Origin of the sequence: Paraclostridium bifermentans, from assembly GCF_019916025.1 — a bacterium.
In the GTDB taxonomy this organism is placed as follows: domain Bacteria; phylum Bacillota; class Clostridia; order Peptostreptococcales; family Peptostreptococcaceae; genus Paraclostridium; species Paraclostridium bifermentans.
Window position 1 is genome coordinate 1,866,822 of record NZ_CP079737.1, and the last position, 11,953, is coordinate 1,878,774.

The 11,953-nt window shown below is 27.6% G+C and carries 13 protein-coding genes; 3 read left to right on the forward strand and 10 right to left on the reverse strand.

What is annotated here, in order from left to right:
* The first annotated feature begins 408 nt into the window (after positions 1-408).
* Positions 409-864 (forward strand): hypothetical protein, encoded by a 456-nt coding sequence (locus KXZ80_RS09055; RefSeq protein WP_021433156.1) that lies wholly within the window; start codon positions 409-411, stop codon positions 862-864.
* A gap of 75 nt (positions 865-939) precedes the next feature.
* Complete coding sequence (locus tag KXZ80_RS09060; RefSeq protein ID WP_021433157.1) at positions 940-1,395, forward strand: hypothetical protein; 456 nt, start codon at positions 940-942, stop codon at positions 1,393-1,395.
* A gap of 44 nt (positions 1,396-1,439) precedes the next feature.
* On the opposite strand, the gene KXZ80_RS09065 is transcribed toward KXZ80_RS09060, so the two are convergent.
* From KXZ80_RS09065 to KXZ80_RS09100, 8 genes are all read right to left on the reverse strand, one after another.
* Positions 1,440-2,783: a TldD/PmbA family protein gene (locus KXZ80_RS09065; RefSeq protein WP_021433158.1), complete on the reverse strand. Its 1,344-nt coding sequence runs from the start codon at positions 2,781-2,783 to the stop codon at positions 1,440-1,442.
* A gap of 2 nt (positions 2,784-2,785) precedes the next feature.
* Positions 2,786-4,177 carry a TldD/PmbA family protein gene (locus tag KXZ80_RS09070; RefSeq protein ID WP_021433159.1) on the reverse strand — a complete coding sequence of 464 codons (1,392 nt, stop codon included), beginning with the start codon at positions 4,175-4,177 and terminating at the stop codon, positions 2,786-2,788.
* Between the two features lie 174 nt (positions 4,178-4,351).
* Positions 4,352-4,975, reverse strand: coding sequence for a DUF4004 family protein (locus KXZ80_RS09075; RefSeq protein WP_021433160.1), 624 nt, complete (start codon positions 4,973-4,975; stop codon positions 4,352-4,354).
* Between the two features lie 10 nt (positions 4,976-4,985).
* Positions 4,986-5,759, reverse strand: coding sequence for a polymer-forming cytoskeletal protein (locus KXZ80_RS09080; RefSeq protein WP_021433161.1), 774 nt, complete (start codon positions 5,757-5,759; stop codon positions 4,986-4,988).
* A 19-nt stretch (positions 5,760-5,778) separates the two neighbouring features.
* Complete coding sequence (locus KXZ80_RS09085; RefSeq protein ID WP_021433162.1) at positions 5,779-6,462, reverse strand: head GIN domain-containing protein; 684 nt, start codon at positions 6,460-6,462, stop codon at positions 5,779-5,781.
* Positions 6,463-6,578: 116 nt separating this feature from the next.
* Positions 6,579-6,956, reverse strand: a complete 378-nt coding sequence (locus KXZ80_RS09090; protein WP_021433163.1) for a DUF134 domain-containing protein — start codon at positions 6,954-6,956, stop codon at positions 6,579-6,581.
* Positions 6,957-7,043: 87 nt separating this feature from the next.
* Positions 7,044-7,514, reverse strand: a complete 471-nt coding sequence (locus KXZ80_RS09095; protein WP_021433164.1) for a methylated-DNA--[protein]-cysteine S-methyltransferase — start codon at positions 7,512-7,514, stop codon at positions 7,044-7,046.
* A gap of 27 nt (positions 7,515-7,541) precedes the next feature.
* Positions 7,542-8,096, reverse strand: a complete 555-nt coding sequence (locus KXZ80_RS09100; protein ID WP_021433165.1) for a helix-turn-helix domain-containing protein — start codon at positions 8,094-8,096, stop codon at positions 7,542-7,544.
* 198 nt (positions 8,097-8,294) lie between these two features.
* On the opposite strand from KXZ80_RS09100, the gene KXZ80_RS09105 reads away from it, so the two are divergent.
* Entirely contained in the window at positions 8,295-9,407 is a 1,113-nt protein-coding gene (locus tag KXZ80_RS09105; RefSeq protein ID WP_021433166.1) for an alanine racemase, read from the forward strand.
* A 70-nt stretch (positions 9,408-9,477) separates the two neighbouring features.
* Here KXZ80_RS09105 and KXZ80_RS09110 read toward each other — a convergent pair whose 3' ends face one another.
* Complete coding sequence (locus KXZ80_RS09110) at positions 9,478-10,689, reverse strand: NAD(P)/FAD-dependent oxidoreductase (protein ID WP_021433167.1); 1,212 nt, start codon at positions 10,687-10,689, stop codon at positions 9,478-9,480.
* Positions 10,690-10,796: 107 nt separating this feature from the next.
* The gene (locus tag KXZ80_RS09115; RefSeq protein WP_021433168.1) at positions 10,797-11,909 is read right to left on the reverse strand and encodes an NADH:flavin oxidoreductase; all 1,113 of its coding nucleotides are present in this window, start codon (positions 11,907-11,909) and stop codon (positions 10,797-10,799) included.
* Positions 11,910-11,953: the final 44 nt, after the last annotated feature.

Below are 11,953 nucleotides of genomic sequence, written 5' to 3' on the forward strand. Positions count from 1 at the left end.
GTATAAGTTTCTAAATACATCTTATTAATAAACTAATTATAAATATGATAAATGCAATTATTAATACTTTAGATTCTTTCTTCATATTTTAAAATTAAATGCCAATTTAAAAAGAAACATTTTATAAAAATTTTTCTATTATTACTTTTAGAAGATCTAAAATACTTGCTAATAGAATTAGTTGAGCTGTCGCCAACTGAATATTTATTTTATTTTTTTGTTTCTTCTTATTATTAGGCATCCTTTCACACCCTTTTTAATATATATATTCAACTACAGTTTTATTTATTCATTCAAATTAATTTGTAAAACATTTTTATACTTTAAAAACTATTAAATTTTTATTTAATTACACATCTATAATTTAGTTATCTTCTACATATACTATTTTAAAAAGGAGGTATTTTTATGTCCTTAAGAAAACTAAGCATTATACTGTCGATAGTTCTCCTTATTTTTATAAGTAGTATAAATACTGCTTCTGCTTTTGAAGTTCCAAATTCTAATTCATATTCAAGTGAGTTTTCTAAAAAACTAGATTATCTTGATAATAGTATGTATATTTTGATAAAATCTATCTCTGCAGATAAATTTGATACAAATGATGTAAATAAACAAATTAGTTTTTTAAACTCATTAATTACTGATATAACCAATAAATCCTATGATTTACCTAAAGAACAACGTGATATTGCCGCCGCGTTGCAAGCTATTTCAAGCTTTTATAAATTAGCAGTAATTAAAGCAGAAAATTATGTTAACTCAAAAAACTCAGATGATTTAATTAGTGCTATAAGTACATTTTCAATAGGTTATACTTCTTCAATCAACCTTAGAAATCTAGTATTTGGAGCGGGAAAATAACATCCCGCTTTTATTTTTATAATCTTATAATATTACAATATCTACATATACTACATAATAAAAAGGAGCTTTAGTATGAATTTCAAAAAGTTAAGTATTATATTTGTAATAGCGATATTGATTTTTACAAATAGTGTTAGCATTGTTTCTGCAATTGAAATATATTCTCCAACTAAACAAGGAAATGAATATATCAATGACTTAAATATGATAGATAATAATATGTATATGGTAATTAAACTTATATCTAAAGATAATTTAGATAAAGATGATGCAATTAAACAAATAAATTATGCTGATTCCTTAATTAAAGGTTTACATTCAAAAATTTCAAAACTTTCTTCAAAAGAAGATGATGTTGTTTTATCTATAAGAGCAGTTTTAAGTTTTTATAAACTTTCACTTCTAAAAGCAGAAGATTATATACAAACAAGAAATACCGAAGATTTAATAGATTCTATAAGTACATTTTCTATAGGGTATAATGCATCTACTTCTTTGAGAAAAATTATAAATGAAGCAGGAAAATAAGTAAAATAAAAAGCACTTAATAAATTAAGTGCTTTTTATTTTACTTATTTTCCTGCTATAGATAATGACTTAATTATAACAGATGGTGATCCAATATTACTTAATGGAAATTTCAAATCATTTCCTATATTTTCAATATCTTTAATTAATTCAAAAAAGTTTCCTGCCACAGTTATTTGTTCTATAGGATAAGATTTTTCTCCATTTGTTATATAATACCCTTTTGCGGCTAAAGAAAAATCTCCTGTAATTGAATTTGCCCCTGAGTGAAGACCTGCAAAGTCAGTTACTATTATACCCTCATTTACTTCCTTTACAAGTTCTTCGAAAGTTAAACTTCCTTTTTCTATATAGAAATTTGTTGGATCAACACTTACAACTGATGAGTACGATGACTTAAACCCATTTCCTGTAGTTTTTGTATTTGCTTTGTGTGCAGTTTTTAAGTTATGAAGTAAAGTTATTAGTTTTCCATCTTTAACTATATCTTTTTTATAGGTTGCAACTCCTTCATCATCAAATGGTGTTGATGATAATCCATTGTCTAATAATGGATTGTCTACTATTGTAACAATATCAGAAGCTATATAGCTGCCTTCTTTGTCTTTAAGTAATGACATTCCCCTTTGAACACTTTCTGCACTAAATACATCACTAAACGTTTCAAGCAAAGATGACATAGCTTCATTATTTATTATAGTTTTGTAGTTACCTGATTCTATCGATTTAGCTCCAACTTTAGAAAATGCTTCATTTACTGCATCTGATGCAATTTTCTTAGTATCTATCTCCTTTATATCTTCAACTAATTGATATCCCATTCCATCTTGTTTTTGATTTCTATCTTCTATAACCGGAATCACATATGCCATAAGTAAGTTACTCTTATTACTTAAATTTAGATTTTTAGTATTACTGATTAAACTTCTTGATGAACTGTATGATACTTTGCATCCGCTTAAATTAATAACCTTATCACTGTAGTTTTTTGTTTGTCTTTCTAAATCTATAGCTATTTCTATTAGTTCAGCAGGATCTATATTTTCTAGTTTTTCTGAGTAAGTTTTAACATTACTATAACTTTCATCGCCTTTATATATAAACTGTACATCTGTATTTTCTATAGATACAGCTCCTTCTTTTGCTTTTTTAACTAGCATATCTATAGCTTCTTCATCTAATATTTCAGTATACGAATATCCCATTTTCCCATTTATTAATCCTCTAAATGAAAGCCCTATATACTTATCAATATTATATTTTTCTAATTCAAATTCATAAACAGATATACTTATGTTTTCACCATCAGAATAATAAATTTCACAATCAGTAAATCCTTCTTGCTTAGCTCTTTCAAATAATCGATCTTTAAATATATTAAATTCCATAATTACTCCTCCGATCTTCCACCTACAGTAATTTCTTTAACTCTTATCATAGGCTGACCTACATTTGTTGGTATACTACCTGAAGATGAACCACACATACCTTGAGCTTGCTTTAGGTTATCAGACACCATATCTATATTCATAAGTACCTCACTACCTTTTCCAATTAAACTTGCTCCTCTTACGGGTTCTTTAATCTCTCCATTTTTGACAAGATATCCTTCAGCTACTGCAAAGTTAAACTCACCTGTTACTGGGTTTACAGATCCTCCACCCATTTTCTTTGCATAAAGTCCATTATCAATTGATTTTATTATATCTGCTTCTTTATCTTCTCCAGCTGATATGTATGTATTTGTCATTCTTGAAGTTGGTGCATACTTATAACTTTGTCTTCTAGAACTTCCCGTAGCTTGCATATTCATTCTTCTTCCATTTAATTTATCTATCATGTATGAATTTAAGATACCATCTTTAATCAATGTATTTTTTTGAGTTAAATTTCCTTCATCATCTATATTGCTAGATCCCCAATGGTTAGCTAATGTTCCATCGTCAATTGCTGTAACTTTTGAAGATGCAATCTGTTCACCTAATTTCCCAGAAAATACAGAGTTTCCTTTTGCTACTGATGTAGCTTCTAATGAGTGTCCACATGCTTCGTGGAATATTACTCCTCCAAATCCATTATCTATTGCAACAGGCATTTTACCTGCAGGGCAGTTTTTAGCGTGCAACATAGTATATGCTGTTCTAGCAGCTTCTTTACCATAATACTCAGGGTCTACTTCTTCAAACATTTCAAATCCCATAGCTCTTCCAGGCCCTTCAAATCCAGTTTGATTCTCATTTCCTTTTGATGCAATAGCGCTAATACCAAGTCTAGTTCTTATACGTCTATCTTCTACATATATTCCTTCTGTGTTAGCTACTAGTATTTTCTGGTCTTTATCTAAATAAGTTACATTTACTTGAGAAATGTCTGTACTATAATCTTTTGCACTTTTATATGCTTCCTTCATTACTTTTATTTTGTCTTTATAATCTATTGAATTAGGATATGATTTTATAGGATGCATATCTTTATACTTTATACTTTTATTTAATACTATAGTTTTTCCTTCATTTAGGTTTCCTAGTGCTAGTGCCGCTTTATAAGCTGTATCTAGTAATGAGGAAATTGAATTATCATTAGTGTATGCATAAACGCTTTTCAATCCTTTAAAAATTCTAATTCCTATTCCATAACTTCTTCCACCCAGTGCATTTTCCACTTTGTTATCTATTATACCTATTGAGTTACTTATTGTATCTTCTTCAAATATTTCTGCAAAATCTCCACCTGTTATCAAACACTTTGATAATACTTTAGAGGCTACTTCTTTTGAAATCATATTATTCCTCCCATTTTTTTACTATTAATTTAATAATATCATAATTTACACCCAATCTAAATCACGTGAAAAAAATTATATGAAAAATTCGATTCTCTCATGTCGCCAACGACTTCGTCCGTTGCTTAAAAAATGACCTGTAACCAGGCCATCGATTTATACTTGTATACTATTTTAAACTAATTTTAAACTTATATTACTAATTTCTTTTACTACGTCAACTTCTAAAATCTTTTTTATACTTTTATCTATATATATGTTATTATCTCCTTCACATCCTATGACAAATGGAATACCTATTTTTCTATATAAACAAATTTTTCCGTTGCTATTAAACATTTCAGAAAATTTATCATCAATCACCTCCGTTATGTTTTTTAATTCGTCCATAGTTATAACCGATGTTACGATATTATTCTCTATAATTGACAAAATCAAAAGTTCCTTTTTTTCTATAATGTTTTTATTCATATATATAGATTCAAAAACTTCTTTTGCATAATTCGAAATAACATTTCTTTCTATTAAATAATCTATATTAAATTGTTTATTATCTTTCTTTTCTGTAAACATATTAGCAATATCATCTAACGATATGCCTTCTTTCATAGAAAGAATCAAATTTATTCTTTCTATTATTTTATCTTTTGGAAAGAATGTTTCTTGTCCTGTGAATGTTGACTTTTTTATAAACCATTCTTCAGGTATAATATTCTTTCGTTTCCATCTATACAACTGCCCATAAGATATACCAGTTTCTATTAATAAGTCTTTTTTTGAAATTAATTTTTCTTCCATAATCACTATCCTAACCTATCTTTGTATGTTTTAAAACTTTGCAATCACAACCAATTTCTAATTTGTCAATATACTCTATTGTATTAATGTCACAATTGCTAATTAAGTCAATAGAATTTCCATTTAGTTGATTTACTTTTGTATTTTTAATTTTAATTGAATCTCCTTCGATTATATCACACTGTAATTTACCCATAGATCCATACCCAAGAGAAAATTTAGCTTTCCAAAATCCAATATTTTTAGGTTTATTCACCTCTATGTGTGTAGCACCTATTTCCTTGCATTTACTTATTCCCTTTGGAAATATAAATACACTTTCTCCTGTTAACAAACCTTCACAATTAATTCGTCCATATATATTTATATCTTCACCTTCTATATTTTCTTTTGCTCTTAAATCTCCATATACTTTCATATTTATTGAATTTATATTTTTGTTAACTTTTAAATCTCCCCTTATTGTAACATTGTTACACTCCAATATGCCAAAAACGCATAAATCTCCATTTACAACTAAGTTTTCAATCTTACAATCTCCCTCTATAACTGTATCTCCATTTACCTTTAAATTTTTAGTTTCCAAATCTCCAACAATTTTACACTCTCCGTTTACCTTAATTTCTTTTGAATATAGATTTCCATTGAACCTAGCCTCTCCATTTATTTTTAGTGTATCAGTGTTTATATTGCCATTCGAAGTAGCATTTCCCATTACTTTTATTTTATCATAGTTACCTTCACTTATATATCCATCGCCTGCTATTGTTATATTATTGTTCATTCTATTCCTCCTAATATATTTACATTTCGCATTTTGTTATTTTTTCTACTTTAGAACTTGGGTCTATTTCAATACTTTCTGAGTATTCAACTTCATTTATATAAGAATTTGAACCTATTTTTACATTTTTACCTTTAACACTATCAATACAACAACTCTCTAAAAATATCTCATCAGCCTCTATTACCTTAGCTTCTAGCTTATTTTCTTTAAATTTTTTAGGTAAAAATAATTTCAATAAAGATTTTGAACTGTTGTGATTGTACACACTTATCTTATATGCTCCAATTTCATCGCAAACTGACATTCCTTGTAAATTAATTTCTATATTTTCACAGTTAATAAAACTTTTATTAGTTAATGACCCATTTAAAACTATAGACTCACATTCTATATCATTTTTTACAGTTAAGCTTCCATCACAATTTAAATCATTTCCTTTAAGCCCACCGCCTATATTAATCAATCCACTCACATTCGAATTCAAAGCATTTACATTCCCTTTTACTTTTAAAATACCCGATATACTAATATTTTCAGAATTTACATTCCCATAAATATTTGCACTTCCTGATATTTTTAATTTAATACATTTAATATCATTATTTATTTTCCCTTTTCCTGATATTTTAACTTCTTGAAATTCACCACCACCACATGAACCATATCCATTTATATTTAATAGTCTATTATTAGAATCCATTTCAGTACTCCTTCGTAACATTGTTTTATTATTATAGGTTGAGTATAGGGAAACAATGTTACATTGTCAATAATGTAATTTGTAAAAGTTTCAAAATAAAAAGTTACTAGTATTTACTAGTAACTTTTTTTATAAAATCCAGCTTCTTTTGCACTCATAACTTTATTACTCAAACATAAGGGACATGCTATTTTATCTTCATATCCATTTACTTTGTATATAGTCCCGCAAACAGAACATCTAAATGTCAAATATAATTCATCTTCTTGAATTTCTTCTTCTATAACTATTTTTATACAATTGTTATAATAAATTTCCTTTGCAATTTTATATCTTGCATTATTTAATATATTTTCAAATTCATCTATCTTCAAATTCATTCTTTTAGCACATAACTTCGGCTTCAAATCTTCTATATCTCTAAGTTTTATTGCTTCAATTTCCTTTTTGCTAAGTTTGAGGTCTACAGTACAAATGTCTTTTTCAATTTCCATAATGATTTTCATCCCCTATAAAAATTTTAATTTAGCAAATATACTTTATAATATGTATATTTTTATAATAGGGTGATTAATGTATGTTTACTCATTTGTAACTTTATTCTCATGGTTTATCAGCCATTCTTTTTTCTCAAGTCCCCCTGCATATCCGACTAGTTTCTTATTAGATCCCACAACTCTATGACAAGGTATCACTATACTTATCTTATTTTTATTATTAGCATTTCCTACAGCTCTACAAGCTTTATCATTTCCTATTCTAGTTGCTAGCTCTTTATAAGATATAGTTTCTCCATATGGTATTTTAGTAAGCTCATTCCATACCTTGTTTTGAAAATCTGTTCCATTCATTTTTATGTTTAAATCAAATAATTCTCTTGTTCCTTTAAAGTATTCATCTAACTGCTTCTTTACTTCATTTATATACCTATGTTCATCACTTTGTTTCTTTTCATCTTCATTGAAATCTAATGCTACTAAAGAACTTTCGTCAACTACGATTCTTAAGTTTCCAATAGGTGATTTATAATATCCATAGTATAATTTTTCCATATCAAATACCTCGCTTTATAGTTTTTATTAAAAACTTGGTGGTGTTACTGCAAATATAATTTTAGAAGTTTTTTCATAACTGTTTACCCATTTATGTCTCATGTGAGGAAGTATTTTTACACTATCCCCTTTATATAGAGTTATAATTTCCTTTTCTAAATGTAGATCTACTGTTCCATCTAAAACTACAGCAACCTCTTCTCCTACATGATCCATTAATTCCTCTGAAGTTTGTGTACTTGGAGTTAGATCCATAGACATAAGCTGTATATCTCCATTAGAGCTAGGAGATAGCATCTCATACATTAAGTTATTATTTTCTGGAAATGTAAGTTTTACCCTTTTATCTTTCCTTACTACTAACTGTTCGCTATTTTTATTTTCTTTAAAAAAATTAAATAGAGGAACATCTAGAGCCTTTGCTATCATTTTTAGAGTGTTTATAGATGGATTTGACAGCCCTCTTTCTATTTGACTAAGCATAGAAGGTGTTACTCCTGCAATTTGTGCAACCTCTTTTATAGTCATTTGCTTTTGGTTTCTATATTCTATTATTTTTTCTCCTATATTAACATCGCTCATATGTATTCTCCGTTTATTTATTATTTTAACTTTAGATTATATTAATTGAGTTTAAATTTCAAGTTATATATTTCTTTTTGTTTTTTTGAAATTTTGTTTGACTTTATTATTATCCTTTGATATAAATTAAATATAAGTTAATTTTATTGAAATAAATTAAACTATATTTAATTTTTTATTAATTAAGGAGATTTTAACATGAAAATAAATGAATTATCTACACCAAATTTTATATTAGATTTAGATGCATTAGAAAATAATTTAAAAGTAGTTCAAGACCTTTGTAATAAAAATAATAAAGAGCTTTGGCCTATGACAAAAACTCATAAATCAACTAAGTTAGCTCAAATGCAAATAGCTTTCGGTGCTAAAGGGCTTTTAGTTGGCACAATTGATGAAGCAGAAGCTTTTGTAGAGTCAGGAATTAAAGCAATAACATTTCCTTATCCAATAGCAAACGTTTCTAACATTAAAAGAGCTATAGAGCTATCTAAAAAAGCAAGAATAATACTTAGCTTTGATAATGTTGAGTCTGCTAAGTTATGGAATGATGAATTAGTCAAAGAAGATATGAATATGGAATATTTCATATTAATAAATTCAGGACTTAATAGATTAGGTGTTACTCCTGAGAATTCACCTAATTTAGCTAAAGAATTATCTCAATTTAAAAACTTAAAATTAATAGGAATAAGTACACATCCTGGTCATGTTTATGCAGTAGCTTCACCTGAAGAAGTGTCACCTATATCTAAGCAAGAAGTTGAGCGTATGAGTACAGCTAAACAACTTTTACAATCTAGTGGATTTGAAATTGATGTAGTTGCATCTGGAAGCACACCTACATTCTTTGATGTAGTAAGCGATCCTAGTCTTGATGTTTTAAGACCTGGTAATTATCCATTCTACGATAATATACAATTATCATTAGATATATGTAAAGAAGATGATTGTTCTTTAACAGCTCTTGGAACTATAATATCTAGACCAAGTGAAGATTTATTCATCGTTGATGTAGGAAGTAAGTGTTTAGGCCTTGATAAGGGAGCTCATGGAAGTGCGTTAATAACAGGATTTGGAAAAGTTAAAGGACATGATGAACTTAATATAATAGGTCTTTCAGAAGAAGTTGGAAAAATCCAAATAATAGGAGACACTACATTAAAGGTTGGAGATAAAATTCAAATAATACCTAACCATTCTTGTTCTTGTGCTAATATGACTAGCTACCTTGTTGGTTATAGAGGTGAAGACGTAGTAGAGATAATAGATATTGATGTAAGAGGAAATTCTAAAAAGCCTATATTGTAATATAAATTATAGCTGAAATCAAAATATGACAGATAGTATATACTATCTGCCATATTTTTTCTTTTTATATCTAGTTGTCAAATCTGCTTATTTCAAATAATCTCATATCTTCATCAACTTCATTTTTATAAAGTTTGCTAAGCATGATACCACCAAGAATAGCAAATAATATTCCATTTGCTCCATACCCTAAGCAGTACCATAAGTTTTTATGTTTAGGATCTGGTCCTATAAACCCTAAGTTATCTTTAGTTGTAGCAAAACAGCCACAATACTTATACTCAATTTCAATATTTTTTACATCTTTAAACATAGACTTAAGTCTTTGCTCTAGTATTTCATATTTTTCTTGTGCTAATTTATTGTCATCAATATATTTAAATTCTACATCTTCTCCACCTATAATCATTCTGTTATCTACCGTAGTTCTTAAATAATTATATGGATCACAATTATCCCTTATCAAAATATTATCTTTCCATCCATGTATACTTTCAATTGGTTTGGTAGCTATATTAAATGTAGTGTATTTAGTTGCAAAATTTCTTTTAGTAAATAAAGTAGTGTTGTATCCTGTAGCAACAATTACTTTATTCGCCTTAATTTTATATCCATAACAAGTTTCTATTTCTACTCCATCATTTATATAATTTATAGTTTTTGCCTCTGTATTTTCATATACATTTAGACCCTTTCTTTGACTTACTTCAATTAATTGATTTGTAAATTTATATGGATCAATTTCAGCCCCTCCATTTTTTGATATTATTCCAGCTTTAAGATCAAAGCTATATGGATTGTTGCTTTTATCTATATACTCTACATTAAGTCCATGGTCTTTTCTTTGTTTAAATTCATTTTCTATAGCTTTTACTTCACTTTGCTTAGATGTATATAATAGAGTATCTCTTTTTATATAATCACAAAGATTCCCATGTTCTTTTATAAAAATTTCTATTTCATCTAATGCTTTTAATCCTAATTTATACGCTTTTATTGCATCCTTTAAACATAGAGCTTCTTTAAGTTCAGATAAATTATCATCAAGTTCATATTGTAGTAAAGATGTTGTAACACTTGTACTTAAGTGTCCAATTCTTCCTTTTTCAATTAGCGTAGTATTTATATTATTTTTATTTAAATAATACGCACATATAGCTCCAGTTACTCCACCACCAACTATTAGTACATCTGTTTCTATATTTTTTGTTAAATATTTATATTGTCTATCTGTATTATTTATATTTGTAAAAATCGGGCTTCCTTTTACATATTCTTGCATAATTTCACTCCTACTTTTTAGTTATTATTTTAGTTTATCCTTAATCATTTTTTAAATTCCTAAAATAAACCTAAAGTAGAATAATCATTTCTTTTGCTTAATCGAAATTAAATACCTCTTATATTTAAGATGCATCTTTTACCAGGAGTATTGTAACATTGATTACAAGATACGCATTTAGTTCTTTTTCTTTCTCCACTTTCCCATTTACTTATTAAATCAGGTTCTGCAGTTAATGGTCTAGATAGTGAAAAATATTGTGCATAATCTTTATTTAATATGTCTTCCATTATATCTAAATTTCTATTTCCACCTATAAGTATCACTGGTATGTTTACTAACTCAGATAGTTTTTTAGCATAATCTTTAAAATAAGATTCTCTATCCTTTGAAACAACGATTTTTGTTCTTGCTGCACCTAAATTATTTTCTGTTACTTCCTTTATAGACTCATTCCCACCTGTTACTTCTATAGCATCAATGCCTAAATCAGCTAATTTTTTTGCTACATATAAGCTATCCTCTTGTGTTAATCCACCTTCACTTACATAATCAGCTGAATTTAACTTTATTAAAATAGGGAAATTTTCACCTACTGCAGCTCTCATAGCCTTATAAATTTCAAAGACTATTCTTCCTCTATTTTCTATATTACCTCCATACTCATCTTCTCTCTTATTATAGTATGGAGATAAAAATTGGCTTAGTAAATACCCGTGACCGCAATGAATTTCAACTCCATCGAACCCTGATTCTTTTACCCTTTTAGCTGCATTTGCATATGAATTTATTAAATACTTTATTTCTTCTTTAGATATTTCTTTTGCCCATGTTTCAGTATTTTCATTTTTAATAGTTGAAGGTCCCCAAATAGTTCTTTCTCCAACATTAAAATTAGTCATAAATCCACCGTACACTATTTGCATTATTATATTTGATCCTAGATTATGAATTTTTTGCGTAAAATCTTTATACTCTGGTATAAATGAATCATCATATATACCCATCATTCCTGGATTTGGTTGTTCATCTTTAGTAACAAATGCATATCCAGTTATTATAGTTCCTATACCGCCTTTTGCCAATTCTTCATATATAGATATTAATTCAGGAGTTAAGTGACCCTTCTCATCTGCTAGGTCTTCCCATAAAGCTCCCCTTAAAAATCTATTTTTCATTTCCATATTTAATATTTTAGTTTTATCAAAAAGTGTCTTCATTTCTTCCTCCTAAAATTTTATTTGTATTAATTTAATATGTAAAT